Raw genomic sequence first — 21,825 nt, forward strand, 5'->3', positions numbered from 1 at the left:
CATGCGACCCTACCGGGCACGACACCCAACCGGACCTTACGTTACATTCGTGCGATCACGCCCTAGCGTGATAACGCGGCTCCAGCCACGTGCGCGAACACCGTGAGCCGGGTGCACCATCGGGAGGCAATGCATGCGCGAACCGTCCCTGTCGCAGCTCCTGCCGGTCGACGCGATCGTCACCGGCATCCAGGTCGACAGCTGGCGCTCGGCCATCAGGGCCGCCGGTGAACTCCTGGTGGCCACGGGCACCACCACCAACGACTACATCGGGCAGATGCAGAGCGCCGTCGACGAGTACGGCCCCTACATCGTGATCGCCCCCGGTCTGGCCCTGGCCCACGCGCGGCCCTCGCCCGCCGTGCTGCGCACCGGCCTGTCGTGGGCGGGGCTGGCGGAGCCCGTGGAGTTCGGCCACAGCACCAACGACCCCGTGCGGCTGGTGGTCGGGCTCGCCGCGGTGGACCACGACGGCCACTCCTCGGCGCTGTCGCGGCTCGCCCGCCTGCTGGCCGACCCCGCCCGCCTCGACCGGCTCGTGCGCGCCACCAGCGCCCAGGAGATCCACACCACCATCACCGAGTACGAATCGAGCGCCGACGAATGAAGATCCTCGCGGTTTGCGGAATGGGCATCGGTACCAGCGTCCTGCTCAAGAGCAACGCCGAGCGCGCCGCCCGGGAACTGGGGCTGGACGCCGACGTGGAGGTCGCCGACATCGGCACGGCGCGCGGCGCCGCCGCGACGGCCGACGTCGTGCTGACCTCCGGTGAACTGGCCGCCGAACTGGGCGACCTGGGGGTTCCCGTCGTAGTCATCGACAACTTCGTCGACGGCACCGAGGTGCGCGACAAGCTCGCCTCGGCCGTGAACGGCTGACCCCGCGCCGCCGGGCCCTCCCCCGGCGCCGCCACCCCCGGCTCTGGTCGTTGTTGGTCCCACGGGTAGTGCAGGAGCGGCCCTATGCAGTGGCTTGTCGCCGTCGCGCAGTTCATCGTCAACGAGATCCTGAGCATCCCCGCCTACATGGTCGGGCTGATCACCGCGGTCGGCCTGATCGCGCTGCGCCGCTCGGTCGGGCAGGTGGTGGGCGGCGGGATCAAGGCCGTGCTGGGCTTCCTGCTGATCGGCGCGGGCGCCGACCTGGTGGTGGCCGCGCTCGACCCCCTGGGCGTGATGATCCAGGGCGCCGCCGGCGCCCAGGGCGTGGTGCCCACCAACGAGGCGATCGTCGCCATCGCCCAGGACCGGTTCGGCGCCCAGGTGGCCTGGATCATGATCGCCGGGTTCGCGCTGAGCCTGGTCCTGGCGCGGTTCACCCCCCTGCACTACGTGTTCCTCACCGGCCACCACACCCTGTTCATGGCCACCCTGCTGACCATGGTGCTGGCCACCACCGACCTGCCCACCGTGGTGACCGTGGCGCTGGGCGCGGTGCTGCTGGCCGTGGTCATGGTGTCGCTGCCGGCGCTGGCCCAGCCCTGGACCCGGCGGGTGGGCGGTGACGGCAAGATCGCCATCGGCCACTTCGGGACGCTGGGCTATGTGGCCGCCGGCGCCACCGGGCAGCTGGTGGGGCGCACCAGCCGCAGCACCGAGGAGATGAAGCTGCCCGAGGGGCTGCGCTTCCTGCGCGACTCCATGGTGGCCACGGCGCTGTCGATGGTGCTGATCTACCTGGTCGTGGCGCTGGTGTACTGGGCGCGCCAGGGCACCGCCGCCGCGCTGGACATGTTCGAGCCCGCCCAGGGGCTCGACCCCACCATCGGCCACTTCCTCATGCAGTCGGTGATGCAGGGCCTCCAGTTCGGGATCGGCGTGGCGGTGATCCTCTACGGTGTCCGCACTATCCTGGGCGAACTGGTGCCGGCGTTCCAGGGCATCGCCGAGCGGATCGTGCCCGGCGCGGTGCCCGCGCTGGACGCCCCCATCGTGTTCCCTTTCGCGCAGAACGCGGTGCTGATCGGGTTCATCTCCAGCTTCGTGGGCGGCCTGGCGACCCTGGCGGTGATGGCGCTGGCGATCAACCCCGCCTTCGGGCTGGCGCTGATCCTGCCCGGCCTGGTCCCCCACTTCTTCACCGGCGGCGCCGCCGGGGTCTACGGCAACGCCACCGGCGGCCGCCGGGGCGCGGTGGCGGGCGCGTTCGTCAACGGCGTGCTGATCACCCTGCTGCCCGCGCTGCTGCTGGGCGTCCTGGGCGACTTCGGCAGCGCCAACACCACCTTCGGCGACGCCGACTTCGGGTGGTTCGGGATGGCGATCGGCTACGCGTTCCGCGCCGGCGACGGGATCGGCGTGGTGCTGGCCCTGGTGCTGGCGGTGGTCCTGCTGGCGGCCGCGATCGTGGTGCAGAAGCGGGTGGTGGAGCGCGGCTGGGACCCCGGCGCCCGCCACGAGGCGGCCCTGGCCGAACGCGCCGAGCGCGAGGAGAAGTAGGGCCCGCGGCCGCGGCGCGGGCATCAGATCACGCGGGCGAAGCGGCGCGCCGTCCAGGTCAGGGCGGCCGCGGTGCACGCGGCGACCAGCAGGACCTCAAGCGCCACCGGCGGCTGCCACCCGCCCCATTCGACGGTGGACAGAAACGCGGTGCTTTGCGCGGGACCGCCGCCGATCACCGCTTCGATGGTGCGGCGCTGGGCGTCGACCGCGTAGGTCAGCGGGTTGGCCAGGGCGATAGCGGCCATCCACCCCGGCATGGCGCTGAGCGGGAACATCATGCCCGACAGGAACAGCAGCGGGGTCATCAGCACGCCCAGCACGGTGTGGAAGGTCTGCATGCGGCGGATGGACACCGCCACGGCCGAGCCCAGCGCGGTCATGGCCAGCGCGGTCAGACTCAACTGGGCCAGCAGCGCGGCCAGCAGCCCGGGGTGGTAGGGGATCTGGACCAGTCCCGCGCACGCCAGGACCACCACCGCGTTGCAGGTGGCCACGGTGGCGCCGCCCAGGCACTTGCCCAGGACCAGGGTGGAGCGGTGCACCGGCGCCACGAGCATCTCACGCAGGAAACCGCTCTCGCGGTCCCACACGATCGACGCGCCCGCCGAGATGGCCGGCGCCTGCGCCGCCATGACGAGCACGCCCGGGAACACGAACCGCAGGTAGGCGTCGCCGGCCGAGCCGCCGGCGCTGGACTCGTCGAGCAGGCGGGCCAGGCCCACGCCCAGGATGAACAGGAACAGCATGGGCTGGAACAGCGAAACGGCGGCGCGGGCGGGGTCGCGGACGAAGTGCAGCATCTCGCGGCGCCACACCATGGCGCCCGCCCGCAACTCCAGGGCCGCCCCCGTGGTGGGCGCCGGCAGGGATTCGTGAGCGGCGGGCGCGGCGCCGGCTCCGGGGGTCACGTGGCGGCTCCCGGTGCGGGCTCGGCGCTGCCGGACGCGGCGACGCGGTGTCCGGTGTGGTGCATGAAGACGTCGTCAAGGCTGGGGCGGGTGACCGACACCGCGTGCACGGGCACGCCGAGGTCGGCGCACAGGCGCGGCACCAGGCTGGCGGCGTCCTCGGCGCGCAGGGTCAGGGAGTCGCCGGCGGCTGCGGCGGTCAGGCCGAAGCGCTCGCGCAGGGCGCGGGCCGCGGCGGGGTTGTCGGCCGTGCGGAGTTCGACGCGGTCGGCGCCCAGGACCGCCTTCAGCTCGGCGGGCGGGCCCTCGGTGACGACGCGGCCGGAGTCCACGATGGCGACGCGGTCGCAGTGGTCGGCCTCGTCCAGGTAGTGGGTGGTGAGGAACAGGGTGGTGCCCTCGTGCCGGCTGACGGCGCCCAGGTGGGCCCAGACGCGCGCGCGGGCGTGGGGGTCGAGCCCGATGGCGGGTTCGTCCAGGAAGAGCACGCGCGGCCGGTGCAGGATGCCCCGGGCGATCTCCAGGCGGCGGCGCATGCCGCCCGACAGCGTGCGCACGGCGGAGGCACGGCGGTCGGCCAGCCCCACGAGGTCGAGGACCTCGCAGACGCGGTGCGGCAGGCCGGCGCGCGGCAGGCCGTAGAGGTCGCCGTGGAAGCGGAGGTTCTCCTCGACGGTCAGCTCGGGGTCGAGGGTGGACTCCTGGAGGACCAGGCCGATGCTGCGGCGCACCGCGCCGGGCGCGGTGCGGGTGTCGTGGCCGCAGACCTCGGCCCGGCCCGCGGTGGGCAGCACCAGCGTGCACAGCATGGCGATGGTGGTGGTCTTGCCGCAGCCGTTGGGGCCCAGGAAGCCGAACGTCTCGCCCTGGGCGACGGTGAGGTCGATCCCGCGGACGGCCTCGACCCCCGGATAGGTCTTGCGCAGGCCGACGGCCCGGATGGCGGGGACGGAGGCCGACCCCGGGGTGGGGAGCCCGGGGTCGGTGCGCGTCCGCGGGCGGCGCCGCAGTGGGAACAACCGGCGTCCTTTCCGGTGGGGGCCGCTGGTGGGAGCGGGGCGCGGCTCAGCCGGTGAGGCCGAGGCGCTCCCGCCAGGTGTCGGGCACGACGAACCCGAAGCTCCAGCGGTCGGAGGCGGTGGGGTTGACGATGCAGTGCCAGAACAGGCGGTCGGGGTCCTGCTCGACCTTGAAGAACCGCACGATCCGGTGCCGCTCGGTGAGGGTGACGAGTTCGCCGGTGTCGGGGTGCAGGTAGCGGAAGAACGAGGTCTTCTCGCCGGAGGAGAACGGCGGGTCGATCTCGATGACGTACATGCGCCAGCCCGGCTGGCTCCGGTTGGTGTGCCAGAGCCGGTAGCTGTCCGGCGGGTACCACATGCTGCCGGAGAAGCGGATCTCGCAGCCGAAGAGGTCCTCAAGGGCGGCGACGGTGCGGCCCTTGGCCGCGAGGTAGTCGAGGTAGCCGGGGTGGTCGACGTGCTCGTCGAGGTTGACCACGTGGAACTCGCGCTCGTTGCTGTCGGTGGGTGCCCGGTGGGTGCCGCCTTCGGCGGGGTCCTGGACGCCGGCCTCCCAGGCGCGGTACTCCGGACTGCCCGGTGCGAGGTCGGTGCTGCGGAGGTCGTCGGGGCGGTGGCGCCGGGCGAAGTCCGCGAGGTCGACGGTGGGCGGCTTGATGGCCAGCCGCGGGAGTTCGTCGAGCAGGGGCGCGAGCCCGGGGATGTCGGTGAGCTCGTATTCGTGGTGGTAGAAGGACGTGCGCCCGGGGCCGGGGTCGGGCGCCTCGGGCGGGGGCGGCGGAGGGGCCGGTGCGTCCTCGGGCGGCACGAAGCTCGAGGAGGCCGCGGCGAGGTCGGTGAGCTGGAAGTCGAAACCGTGTCGTCGGCCCAGCGCGACCATCTCGCGGGCGGCGGTCATGGCGCGCAGTTGGGCGCTCAGCTCCCGCGACGAGTAGACCGTGCGCAGGAACTGCGTGCAGGACTCGATGGACATTGTTACCCCTTCGCGGAGTCGGTGGCGGGCGGGTCGAGGAGGAGCACCGAGGGCACGCGGTCGGGTGCGGCCAGCCGCAGGAAGTGCATGCCCATGCCGGAGATGCCGAGCATCAGCCCGGGGAAGAAGTCGGTGCTGTCGCCGGTGATGCCGTGGCGGGCCTCGTCGAAGGTGCGCCACTGGTTCTGCACCTGCACGTTGGCCTCCAGCTGGAAGGCGGGGTCGTCGTGCAGGCGGCCGTAGCGCAGCAGGAGTTCGGCGTTGCCGGACCGGCCGTGGCAGAGGGTGTCGTTCATCAGGCGCGGGAAGTTGCGGAGGGTGGCCGCCAGCGCCACACCGGCCTCGCGCAGCAGGAGGTCGTCGTCGCGCCCGAGGAGGTCCCAGGCGCTGATGCGGCTGAGCCCGATCCCCGCGGCGCCGTTGCACCAGGCGTTGGCGTAGTGGCGGTTCTCGCGGACGACTCCTCCGCCGAAGGTGCGGAGGTCGTACCAGTCCTGGGCGGTGGTGTCGAAGTGGTGGGCCTCGTAGGCGAACGCCCGGCGGCCGGCGGCGATGAGGTCGGGGCGGTCGATGCGGACCCCGAGCTGGATGAGGGCCCACCCCATGCCGGCGGCGCCGTGGGTGAACCCGGTGAGGTCGAGCTGGGTGGGGTCGGCGCCCTGCTGCGGCCAGCTCAGGGTGTCGCCGTTGTCGCGGGCGCGGCGCAGCAGGTGGTCGGCGCAGCGGACGGCCTCGGCCAGCCCGGCGCCGTCGGCCGCGGCGGCCAGTCCCAGCAGGACGGGGATGAGGCCGGCGGCGCCGCCGAGGATGTCGAGGTGGGGGTCGGCCTCGATCCGGTCGCCCAGGCCGGCGGCGAGCCGCACCGCGCGGTCGAGCAGCGCGGGGTCGCCCCACAGGTGGTGCAGGTGGGTGAGCAGGTAGATGAGACCGCCGGTGCCGGTGAAGGCGCCGATGCGGCGGTGGTCGTCGGCGTGGGCGAGGGCGTGGTCGAGCGCGCGCTCGACCGCGGCCCGCAGCCGGGGGTCGGGGGCCAGGTGGTCGAGGTAGGCGAGGAACAGCGCGATGCCCGCGGAGCCGAGGTAGAGGTCGGCCTCGATGTCGGCCTCGACGGGGGTGCCGTTGTCGAGCCGGTAGGAGGTCCAGGGCGCGGGGGCCGAGGACGCGCGGAGCTGGTCGCACAGCCGCAGGCCGATGCGCCGGGCCTGCTCGCGCGCCGCGGTGACGAAGGAGGGGCTGGAGATCTCGCCGGTGGAGAGCCCGGCGGCGATGTAGTGCCGCTGCTGGGCGCGGTTCTCGGGCGAGAGCCGGCGGATGCGTTCGGCCGCGCTGCGCACGGGTGACTCGGCGAGGTAGGACGCGATGGCCGTGGCGTGGTCGTGGACGAGCCGGCGGTCGTGCGCCCCCACGGTGAACAGCGGGATGTCCATGCGCCACAGGGACTGCAGCTCGCACTCGGCCAGGACCCCGCGGTCGTCCCAGACGCGGGGCGCTGCGCGCACGACCCGGGCGAGGAGGTCGACCTCAAGGGGGTCGGCCAGCGCCTTGGGGTGGCGGGCGGACAGCAGCGCCTGGGCGTAGACCTGGGTGGCCCGGTTGATGAACCGCAGGGTGGCGCCGGCGAAGGCGTCGGCGACGTGCTGGGCCGTGCGGTCGGGCCACTGGCGGAACCAGTCGTAGACCCGGGTGAACCCGGTGGTGATGGCGTCGGCGTGGTCGCCGGGGTCGACCAGGCGGTCGCCGAGGAAGACGCGGTTGGCGGCGGCGGGGTCGACCCGGACGCCCTCCTCGTGGGTGACGGAGGCGGCGAAGGTCATGCGGGGGCCGCTGACGCGCGGGACGGCGATGGGCATCTCGTAGGAGACGCCGCCGGCGTAGCCGCTGATGTTCATGGCGGCGGCGCCGTCGGCCGCGGCCGCGGGGCGCGGCCACTCGAGCAGGCCGGTGTTGAAGACGGAGTCCAGGAGGGTGCCCGAACCCTCGATCTGGCCCTCGGGGCGGGCGCCGAGCACGGTCTCGCAGTCGCAGACGTAGGCGTTGCCGTCGGCCACCAGGATGTTCTCGAAGTGGAGGTCGCCGCCGCCCAGGACGTAGAACAGGGCGAGGTAGCCGCCGAGCTGGCGGTAGACGCGGTCGGCGTCGGCGGCGGATCCGACGCGGTTGCGGCCGGCGGGGATGGCGGCCTCGTAGCCGTAGGGGCCGCGGTCGAGGACGGCGCGGGTGGCGAAGTCGACGGCGCCGGCCTCGCGGATGCGGGTGAGCAGGTCCTGGACGGCGGATTCGGCGGCGATGCTGCGCGGCTTGTAGACGAGGCTGCCGGTGCGGCCGCCGGCGAGGTCGACGTGGACGAACGCCACCTGCTGCGCGCCGGCGTGGGGGTCGGAGTGCCCCAGGCTGAGCCCTCGGAACCGGGTGATCGGGCTCTCGAAGAAGGCCGCGGAGAGGTCGGCGGCGTCGGCGCAGAGGCGGTCGACGAGCTGGGCGCCGTAGTCGGCGAGCAGGCGCGTGACGTGGGCCAGCCACCGGCCCAGGACCGGGTAGCGCAGGTAGAAGCGGTGGTAGGCGGCGCCGTCGGCGAAGGCGGTGTCGAGGAAGGCGAGGTAGTCGGCCTCGGTGGCGGTGGACTTGTCGAGGCCGGTCCGGGCGCAGTGGACGTTGCCCTCGGCCTCGACCGCCCAGGCGAGGTGGAGTTCGAACCGGTCGAGCAGGTGGCCCTGGAGGTCGGCGATGAGGGCGCGGTCGATGAGCCCGGAGCGCGCCACGGGGTTGCGGTCGCGGGCGGATTCCAGGCGGCGGCCGAGTTCGAGGAGGAAGGGTTCGCAGGCGGTGGCCAGGCGGCCGTAGTAGGTGCCGGGGGCGCGCCAGGGGGCTCCGGGGTCGGCGGCGGGCGCGTGGTCGTAGGTGTCGAGGGCGGCCTGGTAGGTGGGCAGCCAGTCGCTGTGGAGGTCGGTGAAGACCTTCCGGACGGAGTCGTCGGCGTCGGGCAGGAGGAGTTCGTGCAGGCGGTAGGCGGTGAGGATGCGGGCGTAGTCGTGCTGGTCGCGGCCGTCGGCGGGGGTGGCCGGGGAGCCGGGCTGCGGCTGGCGCCGCAGCCGGTCGGCGAGCTTGGCCGAGGTGCGCTCGATCTTCCAGGTGTCGAAAGGGTCGAGCCCGGCCGCCGCGCCCGGACGGGGGTCGCCCAGCGCGTCGACGATCCGGATGCGCTCCGCGAGGTTGCACGCACGGGCCGCGATGTCGGCGGGGTAGGGGTGTCCCATGGTCCAGTCGGCTCCTGCCGTCGAAGGAGGCGGCGCGAGCGCCGCGGTGGCCGGGCGGGTCGGCGGCGCCGACCCGCCACGGGCCCGGGCGGGGACCCGCCCCGCCCGGACCCCGCTCACGGGCTACTGCTTGGAGGAGCCGTCGCACACGACGGTGAAGGGCCCCCAGCTGCAACTGGTGCTGCACGCGAAGATCTCGCTGCTGACGATGCCGTCGGTCCAGGAGTCGATGGCCGCCTGGTCGGCCTGCTCCACGGTGGCGGGAAGCGCGTCGGCGGTGAGGCCGAAGGCGGTGGGGTCGGCGAGGACCGCTGCGCGGAACTCGGCGTCGACGGCGGCCTGGTGCATCAGCGTGGTGGTGGACATGTGTTCTCCTTCGGTGCGTTGGCGATGTGCCGATTGCGTGAGGTGGTGGCGGACCGGGCGGCCCTGGCGGGCGGCCCGGTGGTTCACTCGGACTTCTCGGCGATGAGACGCATGCCGGTCTGCTGCTCGACGTTGCTGAGTTCTCGCATGGCGGCGCCCATGTTGTCGCTGTCGCTCTGCCAGTCGACCACCTGCCTCTCCTCAGGCGTGATGTCGTCACGGAGCCAGAAGGACTCCAGCCACCCCTTCACGGCGTGGGGGTGGAGGTCGGGGACGGGTCCGACGTGGGCCAGCAAGGGCTCCTCGTGGACGGCGAGGGCGGTTTCGAGGAGTTCGCGGAGTTTGCCGTCGGGCGGCAGCAGGGAGCACAGGACCACCAACTGCTGGATGCGGCGGATGGTGTCGACGCCTTCGTAAATGGTCGGTCCCTTTGCGCTCATCGGCGAACCTTCCTGAAGTGGTCCATGGGGAGGCGTGGCCGCGCAGACGCGGCGGATGCGAAACGCGGTTTCCACCGGTCCGCCGTCGCCGTGTTCACGCACATGGCGATCGGCCGGTTTTCCCGCGGATCCGTGCCAGTCATATAGGAGCATAGACGAAAGGCGTCGGCGCGTCCTTTCACTCGACTTACTTACTGCTTTCATTTGCCGCACCGCAGCAGCGTCCACACCGCCGGTAAATGGACTTTTCTCGGTAATTCACGGCTCGATGCCGCTCTTCTCGGGCAACGTCCCGGTTTGCCCCGTTCGCGCGGCGGGCACCGGGACCGCGCCGGCGGCCGCGAGGGCGGGATCGCCGCGCAGCACGGCGAGGTGGAGTTCGCGCGACTCCGGACAGGGGTCCATGCCGGTTTCGTCGCGCAGGCGCGCGCTGAGTTCGGCGTAGGTCTCCAGCGCCTCGACGCGCCGGCCGGACCGGTAGAGGGCGAGCACGAGCTGGCGCCAGAACCCCTCGTGGAAGGGGAACTGCCGCACGAGGTCGCGCAGTTCGGCGATCAGGGGGTCGTGCCGGCCCCGGGCCAGGGCGAGCGCGTGCGCGCGTTCGCGCACCAGCAGCCATTCCTCGGTGACGCGCGCGACGAGGTCGCGCCGCAGCGCCTCGGAGCGGACCTCGGGCAGGATGGGCACGCTCCACAGCGCCAGGGCCTGGCGCAGGGCCGCGGACTCGGAGTCGGGGTCGCGGCGCGCGGCGGCCTGGCGGGCGTGCGCGGCGAGCCGCCGGAAGCGCAGGAGGTCGAGCTGGTCGGGGCCGGCCTCGATGAGGTAGCCGGCCGAGCAGGTGCGCACCACCGCCGACAGACCCGCCGCGTGCTGGTCGAGGGTGTGCCGCAGCCGGGTCAGGCACGTGTGCAGCGCGGCCCGGGGGCTGTGCGGGCGGGCGCGGTCCCAGACCCAGCCGACGAGCTGGTCCTGGGGCACGGGCTCGTTGGCGCTGAGCAGCAGGGCCGCCAGCAGCGCCCGCTGCTTGCCCGCGGACAGCCGGACCGGATTGCCGTGCACGGCCACCCGGAGCGGCCCCAGGACGGAGAAAACCACCCCTTGCGCCATAAGCGTTCCCCGCTTTCCGGCACGGGAGGTGGCCCCCGCCGCGCCCAGCCCGGCACGCTGTGGACCATAACCGAATTTCGGCGTTGCCATTAATGCGTGCAGTGACGATCACGGCGCAATTTTATCCGTTTCATCGCCACCGTCGGCGAGGTTGTCCACAGATGCCGCGCGGAGCCGGATCGCAGAACGCGATCCGGAATACGGGGGCGGGAACCGCGGACACCAAACCGGCCCGACCGGAAATCCGGTGAAAAATACGGAATGTCAGAATGCCGTAATTCCCTGATATCGGATTCCCCGAAAGGAGCCGGTGCGCAGCGGAGGGGGGGCACGGCTCCCCGCGCACCGCGGCCGGCCCGGGGCGTGGGGCGCCCCGGCCGGCCGCGGTGGGACGGCGGATCAGCGGATCAGATGTGCACGACCGGAACCTCGGACCCGGTGTCGTGGCGCTGCGGCTTCATGAACATCGCCAGGACGGCCGCGGCCACCATGACGGCGGCGGAGATCCCGAACGCCAGGTGCATGCCGTCCAGGAACGCCAGGTTGCTGGCGCGGGTGATGGCCTCGGCCGTGGCGCCCTGGGCCGAGCCGAGGACCTCGCCGCCCTGCGACACCGCGCTCTGCATCTCCCGCGCCTCGGCGGCGGAGAGTTCGCCCAGCCCGGCGTCGGCGAAGTGGCCCGGCAGGGTGGTGACGATGACCAGCGACAGCACCGCGCCCAGGACGGCGGTTCCCAGCGACCCGCCCAGCTGCATGGCGGTCTGCTGCAGGCCCGAGGCGACCCCGGCCAGCGACACCGGCGCCGCCGTGATCATGGCGGCGGTGGCGCCGGTCATGACCAGGCTGAGCCCGATGCCCAGCAGCAGGAAGCCCGCCGAGGTGGCCACGACCCCGGTGTCGAGGCTCAGCCGCGACAGCAGGAACAGGCCCGCGGCGGCGGTGAGCAGCCCCGCGACGGTGGGCACCCGGGTGCCGAAGCGGTCCATGACGCGCCCGGCGGGGGTGCCGCACACGCCCATCATCAGGGTGAGCGGGAGGAGTTGCAGGCCGGTCTGCATGGGACTGAGGTCGCGCACGCCCTGCAGGTAGAAGGTCACGAAGAACAGCGACCCCATGAGGCCGAGCGCGGTCAGCACCATCAGCACCACGCCGATGGACAGCGCGGGCAGCCGGAAGATGCCCAGCGGCATCAGGGGGTCGGCGGCGCGGGCCTGCCACAGGGCGAACCCGGCCCCGAAGGCCAGCGAGACGGCGAGCACGGCCAGGGTCTCGGGGTGGGCCCAGCCCACCACCGGGGCCTCGACCAGCGCCCAGACCAGGGCGAAGATGGCCACGCTCAGCAGCAGGATGCCGGGGATGTCCAGGCGCGAGGCGGGGTCGGTGGCGCGGTTGGGGCCGATGAGCCACAGCGCCGCGGCGACGGTGACCGCGCCGAGGGGCAGGTTGATGAGGAACGCGGCCTCCCAGCCGAAGGCGGAGACCAGCATGCCGCCGACGATGGGGCCGGCCGCCATGGCGCCGCCCAGGATGCTGCCGAACACGCCGAAGGCGCGGCCGAGCATGTGCGGGGGGAAGTTGGAGCGCAGCAGGCCCATGGCCGCCGGGGCGATGGTGGCGCCGAAGACGCCCTGCAGGATGCGGAAGCCCACGAGCACGGGCACCGCGCCGGAGAGCGCGATGCCGATCGAGGTGAGGGTGAACCCGACGACGCCGACCAGGTAGACGCGGCGGTGGCCGTAGCGGTCGCCGAGCTTGCCCGAGGTGATGAGGAAGACGGCCAGGCCGAGCAGGTAGCCGTGGGTGACCCACTGCAGCTCGGCCAGGGAGGCGCTGAGGTCGCGGGCGATGTCGGGGTTGGCCACGGCGACGATCGTGCCGTCGAGGGCCACCATGACCACGCCGAAGGCGATGGCCACCAGGGTGCCCCACGGGCCGCCGCGGAACCCGCGCGGCGGCGGGGGCGGCGGTGGCGCCGCGGAGTCGGCTGCGGGTCTGGCGGCGGTGTCGGTCATGGTCTCCCCCTGTGGGCCGTGGTGCCGCGGGCGGCGGCACCGGCCAAGATTATGGCAGCGGCTGACAAGTGGCAATCGCTGACTGTTTTATGCGCCGCCGGGTATCATCCGGGCAGACACGCCCTGAACGATGAGGTGGATGCGGTGAAGGTAACGTCGCGTGCTGACATTTCGGGCGGCCGCCGCCGGGGCGGGCGGGCGTGAGATGACGCACACCTGCGAGCAGCCCGGGCTCCGCGAGCGCAAGAAGGCCCGCACCCGCCAGGCCCTCGTCGCCGCGGCGCTGCGGCTGTTCGCCGAGCGGGGCTTCGACGCGGTCACCACCGAGGAGATCGCGGCCGCCGCCGACGTCTCCCAGCGCACGCTCTTCCGCTACTTCCCGAGCAAGGAGGAGATCGTCCTGTCGGTGCACGACCAGATCGAGGAGGGGTTCCGCCTCAAGCTGGCCGCGCGGCCGGCCGAGGAGCACCCCTTCACCGCCATGGTCAACGCCTTCGGCGACGCGTGGTCCGAACTGGAGCCCGCCGACGTCGCGGCCCAGCTCCAGGTGCTGCGCCTGACCAACGACTCCCCCCGCCTGCACGGCGCGCGCCAGGAGCGGGTGTGCGCACACCAGAGCCGGCTGGCCCTCCTCATCGCCCGCCGCGCCGGCGTGGACCCCGGCCTCGACCCCCGCCCCGACCTCCTGGCGGCGGCGTTCTCCTCGGCCCTGCAGGTGGCGTTGGGCCGCTCGTGCCGCCGAGGCGGCGAGGACGCCCTGCTCACGGCCGTCGACGAGTGCCTGGCGCTGCTGCCCGCCGCGCTGGCCGACGACTGGGGCGCTCCGGCCCGCCCCCGCACGCGGCAGGGCGCGCGGGGCTAGGCGCGCGGCGCCGCGCGGCCGCGGTCCTCGGGCGGCACCACCTCGGCGGCCGTTTCGGCGAGGTGGCCCACCAGCCGCTCCAGCGGGCCCCGGCCCAGCGTCAGGCGCCACACCGTGGCGAGCACCAGGGCGCCCAGGACGAACGCCTCCAGCCGGAACGGCTGGGCGTCCCAGGCGGAGTAGCCCAGGGCGGCGATCACCAGGACGTGGCCGGTGTAGATGGTCAGGGGCATCGAGCCCGCCGCCGCCAGGGGGTACAGCAGCCGGCCGGCCGCGTCGGCCGCCGCCAGGCAGGCGGCCAGGACGACGAGCGCGGTGCCGACCGCGCCGGCGATCTCGAAGCCGGTGCCGCTGTGCGGCGAGGCCACGGCGAGGTACCAGGCGGTGTCGGTGGGGACCTGCCCGTGCATGTCGCCGACCTTGTCGCCGATGGTCTGGTACAGCAGTTGCTTGTCCGGGGAGGCCAGCCACGCCCGCTCCAGGTGGTCCAGGCCGCCCAGGGGGTGCAGCAGCAGCCAGGAGCCGCCGTAGCCCAGCAGCGCCAGCCCCGCCCCGCCGGCCGCCATGCCCAGCCGCACCCGCGCGGAGGTGAGGTCGAGCCGGCCCACCGCCATTCCGGCCACCACGAACGCCATGAAGCTGAAGGCCGGATAGTAGCCGGTGAGCAGGAAGTCGACCGGCCCGCCGATGGAGGCCACACGCGGCCCGGTGTCGCCCATGGCCCCGCGGATCGCGAAGGAGGCCACCGGTCCGGCCGCGGCGGTCACCGCGGCGAGGGCGGCCAGCGCCGGGGCGCGCAGCCGCAGCAGGAGCAGGGGGATCGCCAGCAGGAAGAAGCCGGCGTAGTAGGTGAGGATGATCGCGATGGGCGCGCCGGCGAGGTCCAGCAGCACCCCCAGCACGCCCAGCACGAGCGCGCGCATGAGGATCCGCAGGCACCGCCGCCGGAGCTCGGCCCCCGCCAGGGGTTCGGCGCGCCCGGTCATCAGGGCCAGGGAGACCCCGGCCAGGAACGCGAAGAGGGCGGAGGAGCGGCCCCGGGTCAGCTCGTGGACGGACTCGGTGAGGGCGGTGCCCACGGCGTCGGAGCCGAACACGCCGATGGCCCCGACCCCGAGGTGGACGGAGAACATGCCGAACACCGCGAGGGCGCGGGCGACGTCGATGCCGGCGATCCGCTCCGCCGGGGAGCGCTGCGCGGTTGCGGCCCGCGTCTGGGGTATGTGCTGCGACACGCCGCCCAGACTAGGCGGATTCGGGAGTGTTTGTCCCCTGTGGCCGCTCCCCGCCCCCGCCGGTCCGGGCCCGGCCGGAGCCCGGCCCGGACCGGCGGCGGGCCTCACCGCTCGGCGGCCAGGCGGGTGAAGTAGTCCAGCGCCTCGGGGTTGGCGAGGGAGTCGCGGCTGGCCACCCGCTCGGGGCGCTCGCCCATGAGGATGCGCTTGACCGGGACCTCCAGCACCTTGCCCGACAGCGTGCGCGGCACCTCGGCGATGGCGCGCACCGCGTCGGGCACGTGGCGGGGCGAGCAGTCCTCGCGGATGCGGCGGGCCAGCCGGGCCGTGAGGTCGTCGTCGAGCGCGGCGCCCTCGCGCACCACCACGAACAGCTCGATGCGGGAGCCGCCGTCGGGCTGGGGGACGTCGACCACGAGGGCGTCGACCACCTCCTCCAGGGCCAGCACCGCCCGGTAGATCTCGCTGGTGCCCATGCGGACCCCGCCCCGGTTGATGGTGGAGTCGGAGCGCCCGTAGATGATCGCGGTGCCGCGCTCGGTGATCTCGATCCAGTCGCCGTGCCGCCACACCCCGGGGTACATGGCGAAGTAGCTGTCGCGCAGCCGCTCGCCGCCGGGGTCGTTCCAGAAGTAGACCGGCATGGAGGGCGCCGGCCGGGTGACCACCAGTTCGCCCACCTCGCCGACCAACTCCTTGCCGTCGGGGTCCCAGGCGGCCACCGCCATGCCCAAAGACCGCGCCTGGATCTCGCCCTCGTAGACCGGCAGCGTGGGCACGCCGCCCACCAGGCAGCTGCAGATGTCGGTCCCGCCGCTGGTGGAGAACAGCCACAGCCGGTCGCCCAGTTCGCGGTAGCACCAGGCGAACCCCTCGGGGCTCAGCGGCGAGCCGGTGGAGCCCAGCGCGTGCAGCCGGGACAGGTCGCGGCCCTCGGCCGGGTGGACGCCGGCCTTCATGCACGAGGCCAGGTACCCGGCGCTGGTGCCGAACACGGTGATCCCGGCGCGCTCGGCCAGGTCCCACAGGGCGCCGAGGTCGGGGTGGCCGGGGCTGCCGTCGTAGAGCACGATCGACGCCTTGGTCAGCAGCACGCTGACCAGGAAGTTCCACATCATCCAGCCGGTGGTGGTGAACCAGAAGACGCGGTCGTCGGGCTGGGCGTCCAGGTGCAGGGTGAGGTTCTTCAGCTGCTCGACGACGATCCCGCCGTGGCTGTGCACGATCGCCTTGGGCAGGCCGGTCGTGCCCGAGGAGTACAGCACCCACAACGGGTGGTCGAAGGGCAGCGGGGTGAACTCCAGTTCGGCACCGGCGCCGGCGGCCTCCAGCTCCGCCCAGTCCAGCGCGCCCTCGACCGGTCCGGTGCCCAGGTAGTCGAGCACGACGGTGTGGCGCAGGGTGGGCAGGCTGCGGCGCAGCTCGGCCAGCACCCCGGTGCGGTCGAAGTCCTTGCCGCCGTAGCGGTAGCCGTCGACGGCCAGCAGCACGGCGGGCTCGATCTGGGCGAAGCGGTCCACGACGCTGCGCACCCCGAAGTCGGGCGAGCAGGAGGACCACACGGCGCCGATGGCGGCGCAGGCGTAGAACGCGGCCGCCGCCTCGGCGATGTTGGGCAGGTAGGCCACGACCCGGTCGCCCGGCCCCACGCCCAGTTGGCGCAGGCCCTGGGCGATGGCTGCGGTGCGGGCCTTCAGCTCGCCCCAGGTCCACTCCCCCAGCACGCGCAGCTCCGAGGCGTGCCGGATGGCCACGGCGTCGTCGTCGCGGTCGCGGAAGACGTGGCGGGCGTAGTTGAGCCGCGCGCCGGTGAACCACCGCGCGCCGGGCATCTCGGCCGAGGCGAGCACCTCCTCGTAGGGGGTGTCGGCCTGGACGCCGCAGTACTCCCAGACCGCCGACCAGAAGCCGTCGAGGTCGGTGACCGACCACCGCCACAGCGACTCGTAGTCGGGGGCCTCGACTCCGCGGTGCTCGCGCACCCACCGGGCGAAGTCGGTGATGTTGGCGCGTTCGCGCCGCTCGCTGTCGGGTGTCCAGAGCACAGGCGGCGGTGTCCGCATCTTCGGCAGTCCTCCTTGGTGCTGCGCGCCGGCGGGGGCGGCACGGGTGCTGCGGTGTGACGCCCATCATCCACCACGGCAGGTCGGGGCGCGGGCGGGTGGTCGCCCTTGGCGGGCGCGCGCCGCGGCAGTGGCCTTCCGCCAAGGATCGGCCGCCGTTCTTTGTCGGCTTCGGCCATGACGCCGCCGGGCGCCTCGTGTGACAGTTGCGGGGTCCCCCTGGCACGCGGCCCGCGCCCTCGCGGCGCGGAGCCGTTCGACGGGCCGGGCGCGCCTCCTCACCGGTGGACCGGTGCCGCAGCGGCCCGCCGCAGCGCCAACGGCGTCGCGGCGGCGGGCCGGCGCAGGGATGGCCACCGCGTCGCGGCTGCGGCCACCGCGCGGGAGGCGCGCCCCGCAGGCCCGCTCCGGTCCCGGCCGCCCGGCTCGGGCCGCCGGAGCGGGTGCCCGCCGCCCTCTCCGGCACACCGGTCCCGCCCCCGGCGTGCGCCGCCGCCTCCGGAACCGGCATTGCGCGCCCCTCCCCCGCCCGGGCGCGCGGGTAGCCTGCGGCATAGGCCCGCCGCACCCGGACCGGGCCGCCCCCGTCCGCGCGAGGTGAGAGGAGGCGAACCCGCCCAGTGCGCCTTCCCGAGATGAGCCGGCGCCGCCTGGTCATCACCGCCACGGCGGCCGCGCTGGCGCTGGTGTGCGTCGTCGTGCTGCTGGTCCCCGCCACCCGGCACGGCCTGGTGACCGCCTGGTGCGACATCACCCAGTCCGCCTGCCCGCCCACGGCCGACGACCCGCGCCGCGACTACGCCGACGGCGCCGGCTGGCGGCGCCGCCTGGACCCCGTTGCCGCCGCCACCTGGGGCAACTACGTGGCGCTGGGCGACTCCTACTCCTCCGGCGACGGCGCCGGCGACTACGCCGAGGGCACGGCGGCGGTGGGCGACTGCCGCCGCTCCGCGAACGCCTACCCCCGGCACGTGGTCTCGGCGCACGACTTCGCGGGCGACCTGGGGTTCTTCGCGTGCAGCAGCCAGCGCGGCTGGGCGATGCTGGACTCCCTGGGCGAGCCGCGGTCGCAGATCGACCGGGTGGGCCCGCACACGTCCCTGGTCACCATCGGGATCGGCGGCAACGACGTCGGGTTCACCAAGATCCTGCGCGCGTGCATGGTGCGGGTGCCGCTGGTGGAGACCCAGGCGTGCACCGAGCAGGAGGAGGAGATCGAGAAGCGGATGCGCACGTTCGGCCCCACCCTGGAGGAGATCGTGCTGGAGATCCGCGAGCGCGCGCCCGACGCCCGGGTGCTGGTGGTGGGCTACCCCCGGCTGTTCCCCGGCGACCCCGACAGCATGTACTACACCATGGCCCCGCACGACCAGGAGTGGCTGAACGCCATCACCAAGCGGTTCAACGAGCAGGTGGCCGAGGACGTCGCCGCGCTGGACTCCGAGATCGTGGAGGCGGGCCAGACCGGAAGCGTGGAGTACGTCCGGATGTACAACGCGCTGAAGGGCCACGAGGTGGGCACCGAGGACCCCTGGCTCAACGGGGTGCTGCTGTCGGACTTCGCCAACGGGCTGGAGATCGACCGCAGCACGTTCCACCCCAACGCGCGGGGCCAGCAGGAGTTCGCCGAGCGGGTCTTGGACCAGGTGGAGCAGGGGCCCGAGCGCCCGCTCTACGCGGCGCTGGAGACCCTGGACGGCGCCGACCCCGAGGTGCTGGCCGCCGAACTCGACTAGCCGGTCCGGCGGTGCCGCGCCCCGGCGAAGGCCGGGGCGCGGCGACGGGCCCTTAGGACCGGGCGGCGCCCAGGCCGCGCAGGACGGCGCCGAGCTGGTCCAGCGCCCAGTTCAGCTCGTCCTCGGTGATCACCAGCGGCGGCGACAGCCGGATCGTGGACCCGTGGGTGTCCTTGACCAGGACGCCGCGTTCGGCCAGCAGTTCGCACATCTGGCGGCCGGTGGCCAGGGAGGGCTCGACGTCGATGCCCGCCCACAGCCCGATGGAGCGCGCGGCCACCACGCCGCTGCCGACGAACTCCTTGAGCCGGGTGCGCAGGACCTCGCCCAGCCGCCGGGCGTTGTCGAGGTAGGGGCCCTCGCGCAGCATGCGGACCACGGTGCGGCCCATGGCCCCGGCGAGCGGGTTGCCGCCGAAGGTGCTGCCGTGCTGGCCGGGCTTGATGACGCCGAGCACCTCCGCGTCGGCCACCATGGCCGACACCGGCAGGATGCCGCCGCCCAGCGCCTTGCCGAACAGGTAGGCGTCGGGCACGACCCCGGAGTGCTCGCAGGCGCGCACGGTGCCGGTGCGGCCCAGGCCCGACTGCACCTCGTCGGCGATGAGCAGGGTGCGCGTGCGGTCGCAGATCTCGCGCAGCCGGGGGAGGTAGTCGTTGGGAGGGACGATCACGCCGGCCTCGCCCTGGACGGGCTCGACCAGCACGGCGGCGGTGGTGGAGTCGACCGCCGCGGCGGCCGCCGCGGCGTCGCCGTAGGGGACGATGCGGAATCCGGGGGTGTAGGGACCGTAGCCGCCGTAGGCGTCGGGGTCCTCGGAGAAGGAGACGATGGTGGTGGTGCGGCCGTGGAAGTTGCCGCCGGCCACGACGATGGTGGCGGCGTTGGCGGGCACGCCCTTGACGTCGTAGGCCCAGCGGCGGGCGACCTTCACGGCGGTCTCGACGGCCTCGGCCCCGGAGTTCATCGGCAGGACCTGCTCCTTGCCGGCGAGCTGGGCCAGGGCGGTGACAAACGGCGCGAACTGGTCGTTGTAGAACGCGCGGCTGGTCAGGGTGACGCGGTCGAGCTGGTGGTGGGCGGCGGCCACGAGTTCGGGGTTGCGGTGGCCGAAGTTGACGGCCGAGTAGCCGGCCAGGCAGTCGAGGTAGCGGCGTCCCTCGACGTCGGTGACCCAGGCGCCCTCGCCTTCGGCGATGACGACGGGCAGGGGATTGTAATTGTGCGCCGAATGGGTTTCGGCCAGCCGAATGTGTTCGGTGGTCGACATGACCGGCCCGGCGGGGTCTCCGCCGACAGGCTGGTCCCCCAGACCGCGGGTGTCGCTCATCCAGGTTCCTCCGATCGCCCTTGATCGATGTTCGATCATGGGATACCCGCTCGGTAACCGAACAAAGCGCACAGCGCCCGGCAGAACTGGGCCACACGGCCGCCGCGGGCCGCCGCCGGGGTTGCCCACCCCCGCCCCGCTGTGACGCGCCCCATAGCGGCATGATCGGTCGGCACAGACTTTCACGGGTACACCGGCGATCTGGGGGACCCATGACTGAGACAGCCCGCAGCGCGCCCCGGGGCGCCGCAGGAGGCGCCGAGCCCGCCCCGGCCCACGCGGCCGGGCGCCGCCCGGCCGCGGGCGAGGGCGCCGAGCGCCTGACCCTCGCCGCCCTGCTCGGCGCGGTCGCCGCGGCCGTGCCCGAGCGCACCGCCGTGGTCGCCGGCGACCGCCGCGCCACCTACGCCGGCCTGCTCGCCCGCGCCGACCGCCTGGCCGCGCACCTGGCCGGCGCGGGGGTGGCGCCCGGCGAACCCGTGGCCGTCCTCGCGCACAACCGGCTCGAATGGCTTGAGGCGTTCTTCGGTGCGCTGCGCGCCGGTGCCGTGCCGGTCAACGTCAACCACCGCTACATCGAGTCCGAACTCGTGCACGTCCTGGCCGACAGCGGCTCGGTGGCGCTGGTGGCCGAGCGCGCCCTGGCCGCGCGGCTGAGGCGCGCCGCCCCGGCGCTGCCGCGGCTGCGCCGCCTTCTGCTGCTGGCCGACCCTGCGGGCGCCGCGCCGCCCGGAGGGCCCGCCGGCCCCGCCGGGGTCGAGCAGACCGGCTACGAGGACGCGCTGGCGGCCGCCGCCGACCACCTGGTGCCCGCCCTTCCGGCCCCGGGCCGCGAGGCGCGCTACCTGCTCTACACCGGCGGCACCACCGGCCGGCCCAAGGGCGTGGTGTGGCGCCAGTGCGACCTGTTCCGCGCGGCCCTGGAGCTGCGCCCGCCGGGCGCCCCGCGCGCCGCCTCCCCCGAGGAGGTGGCCGAGCGCGCCCGGGCCCGCAGCCCGCGCCGGCTGCTGGTGCTCGGGCCGCTGATGCACGCCGCCGGGCAGTGGAACGCGCTGGGCACGCTGTTCACCGGCGGCACCGTGGTGCTGAGCACCGCGCCCGCATTCGACGCCGAGGCCGCGGTGCGCCTGGCCGACCGCGAGCGCGTGCACGCCGTGCAGGTCGTGGGCGACGCCATGGCGCGGCCGCTCGCCCAGCGGCTGACCGCCGTGCCCGACCGCTGCACCGACCTGACCACGGTGACCTCCGGCGGCACGCCGCTGACCCCGGCGGTGCGCGACCTGTGGCTGGCGTGGCGGCCCGGGATCGCCGTGCACGACAGCTACGGGGGCTCGGAGACCGGGGTGTGCGGCGTGGCCGGCGGCGGGGCGCCGCGCTTCTCCGTGGGCGCCAGCGTGGCCGTGCTCGACGAGCGCCTGCGCCCCCTGCCGCCCGGCTCGGCCCGCGTGGGCCGCATCGCCCGCACCGGCCGCATCCCCCTGGGCTACCACAACGACCCCGCGGGGACCGCGCGCACCTTCCCCGTCGACGCCGAGGGGCGGCGCTGGGTGCTGTCGGGCGACTACGGCACGGTCGAGGCCGACGGCACGGTCACCCTGCTGGGCCGCGGATCGGCGGTGATCAACACCGCCGGAGAGAAGGTGTTCGCCGAGGAGGTGGAGTCGGTCGTCAAGGCGCACCCCGGCGTGGAGGACGCGATCGTTGTGGCCGCGCCCGACGACCTGCTGGGCCAGCGGGTGACCGCGATCGTGGCGCCGGCGCCCGGCGGCGGGCCCGACGCCGACGCCCTGCGCGACCACTGCCGGTCGCGGCTGGCCGGGTTCAAGGTGCCCCGCTCGATCCACTTCGTGGACCGGGTGCGGCGCACCGCCGTGGGCAAGCAGGACTACCGCTGGGCCGCGGGCGTCGCCCGGTCCGGGAGGGGCTCCGCCCGGGGGTGAGGGCGCCGAGGCGCGGGCGGCGGCGCTCCGGCGCAGGTCAGCCCCTGTCCTGTTGACCCGGCGCAACGTGTCCAACCGGTAATACCCGTGCGATCTCCGCGATCCCCATGAACGTCCCCCCTCGCGCTAAGGTCT

Annotated in this window: 17 protein-coding genes; 6 read left to right on the forward strand and 11 right to left on the reverse strand. The window is 74.1% G+C overall.

Annotation, left to right across the window (positions count from 1 at the left end; genetic code table 11):
• Positions 1–133: 133 nt before the first annotated feature.
• The 3 genes from HNR12_RS08885 to HNR12_RS08895 all read left to right on the forward strand — a co-directional run bounded on the left by HNR12_RS08885 (position 134) and on the right by HNR12_RS08895 (position 2,439).
• Complete coding sequence (locus HNR12_RS08885; RefSeq protein WP_179767037.1) at positions 134–607, forward strand: PTS sugar transporter subunit IIA; 474 nt, start codon at positions 134–136, stop codon at positions 605–607.
• Positions 604–879 carry a PTS sugar transporter subunit IIB gene (locus tag HNR12_RS08890; protein ID WP_179767038.1) on the forward strand — a complete coding sequence of 92 codons (276 nt, stop codon included), beginning with the start codon at positions 604–606 and terminating at the stop codon, positions 877–879. Before HNR12_RS08885 ends, HNR12_RS08890 begins: the two co-directional genes overlap by 4 nt.
• Before the next feature lie 84 nt (positions 880–963).
• Positions 964–2,439, forward strand: coding sequence for a PTS ascorbate transporter subunit IIC (locus HNR12_RS08895; RefSeq protein WP_179767039.1), 1,476 nt, complete (start codon positions 964–966; stop codon positions 2,437–2,439).
• 23 nt (positions 2,440–2,462) lie between these two features.
• Here HNR12_RS08895 and HNR12_RS08900 read toward each other — a convergent pair whose 3' ends face one another.
• The 8 genes from HNR12_RS08900 to HNR12_RS08935 all read right to left on the reverse strand — a co-directional run bounded on the left by HNR12_RS08900 (position 2,463) and on the right by HNR12_RS08935 (position 12,524).
• On the reverse strand, positions 2,463–3,350 hold the full coding sequence (locus HNR12_RS08900) for an ABC transporter permease (protein ID WP_308118574.1): 888 nt from the start codon (positions 3,348–3,350) through the stop codon (positions 2,463–2,465).
• The gene (locus HNR12_RS08905) at positions 3,347–4,369 is read right to left on the reverse strand and encodes an ABC transporter ATP-binding protein (RefSeq protein ID WP_246425040.1); all 1,023 of its coding nucleotides are present in this window, start codon (positions 4,367–4,369) and stop codon (positions 3,347–3,349) included. Before HNR12_RS08905 ends, HNR12_RS08900 begins: the two co-directional genes overlap by 4 nt.
• Before the next feature lie 46 nt (positions 4,370–4,415).
• The gene (locus HNR12_RS08910) at positions 4,416–5,345 is read right to left on the reverse strand and encodes a Nif11-like leader peptide family natural product precursor (RefSeq protein ID WP_179767040.1); all 930 of its coding nucleotides are present in this window, start codon (positions 5,343–5,345) and stop codon (positions 4,416–4,418) included.
• A 2-nt stretch (positions 5,346–5,347) separates the two neighbouring features.
• Positions 5,348–8,599 carry a type 2 lanthipeptide synthetase LanM family protein gene (locus HNR12_RS08915; protein WP_179767041.1) on the reverse strand — a complete coding sequence of 1,084 codons (3,252 nt, stop codon included), beginning with the start codon at positions 8,597–8,599 and terminating at the stop codon, positions 5,348–5,350.
• Between the two features lie 123 nt (positions 8,600–8,722).
• Complete coding sequence (locus tag HNR12_RS08920; RefSeq protein ID WP_179767042.1) at positions 8,723–8,965, reverse strand: cinnamycin family lantibiotic; 243 nt, start codon at positions 8,963–8,965, stop codon at positions 8,723–8,725.
• 83 nt (positions 8,966–9,048) lie between these two features.
• A complete protein-coding gene (locus tag HNR12_RS08925; protein ID WP_179767043.1) occupies positions 9,049–9,405 on the reverse strand; it encodes a DurN family substrate-assisted peptide maturase in 357 nt (118 codons plus the stop codon).
• 258 nt (positions 9,406–9,663) lie between these two features.
• Positions 9,664–10,500, reverse strand: coding sequence for an AfsR/SARP family transcriptional regulator (locus tag HNR12_RS08930; RefSeq protein ID WP_179767044.1), 837 nt, complete (start codon positions 10,498–10,500; stop codon positions 9,664–9,666).
• 419 nt (positions 10,501–10,919) lie between these two features.
• Entirely contained in the window at positions 10,920–12,524 is a 1,605-nt protein-coding gene (locus HNR12_RS08935) for an MFS transporter (RefSeq protein WP_179767045.1), read from the reverse strand.
• A 160-nt stretch (positions 12,525–12,684) separates the two neighbouring features.
• On the opposite strand from HNR12_RS08935, the gene HNR12_RS08940 reads away from it, so the two are divergent.
• Positions 12,685–13,386 (forward strand): TetR/AcrR family transcriptional regulator, encoded by a 702-nt coding sequence (locus HNR12_RS08940; protein WP_308118573.1) that lies wholly within the window; start codon positions 12,685–12,687, stop codon positions 13,384–13,386.
• On the opposite strand, the gene HNR12_RS08945 is transcribed toward HNR12_RS08940, so the two are convergent.
• On the reverse strand, positions 13,383–14,621 hold the full coding sequence (locus HNR12_RS08945) for a heparan-alpha-glucosaminide N-acetyltransferase domain-containing protein (protein WP_308118572.1): 1,239 nt from the start codon (positions 14,619–14,621) through the stop codon (positions 13,383–13,385). The two genes, HNR12_RS08940 and HNR12_RS08945, sit on opposite strands and share 4 nt — an antisense overlap.
• Positions 14,622–14,725: 104 nt before the next feature.
• Positions 14,726–16,666, reverse strand: a complete 1,941-nt coding sequence (locus HNR12_RS08950) for an acetoacetate--CoA ligase (protein WP_308118571.1) — start codon at positions 16,664–16,666, stop codon at positions 14,726–14,728.
• A 638-nt stretch (positions 16,667–17,304) separates the two neighbouring features.
• Between HNR12_RS08950 and HNR12_RS08955 the strand changes: the two genes are divergently transcribed.
• On the forward strand, positions 17,305–18,420 hold the full coding sequence (locus tag HNR12_RS08955) for an SGNH/GDSL hydrolase family protein (protein WP_179767047.1): 1,116 nt from the start codon (positions 17,305–17,307) through the stop codon (positions 18,418–18,420).
• Between the two features lie 52 nt (positions 18,421–18,472).
• Here the strand turns inward: HNR12_RS08955 and rocD are convergent, their stop codons facing one another.
• Complete coding sequence (gene rocD, locus HNR12_RS08960; protein WP_179767048.1) at positions 18,473–19,750, reverse strand: ornithine--oxo-acid transaminase; 1,278 nt, start codon at positions 19,748–19,750, stop codon at positions 18,473–18,475.
• A gap of 212 nt (positions 19,751–19,962) precedes the next feature.
• Between rocD and HNR12_RS08965 the strand changes: the two genes are divergently transcribed.
• Entirely contained in the window at positions 19,963–21,690 is a 1,728-nt protein-coding gene (locus tag HNR12_RS08965; RefSeq protein WP_179767049.1) for an AMP-binding protein, read from the forward strand.
• Positions 21,691–21,825 lie beyond the last annotated feature (135 nt).

Origin of the sequence: Streptomonospora nanhaiensis (assembly GCF_013410565.1) — a bacterium.
GTDB classification, from domain to species: domain Bacteria; phylum Actinomycetota; class Actinomycetes; order Streptosporangiales; family Streptosporangiaceae; genus Streptomonospora; species Streptomonospora nanhaiensis.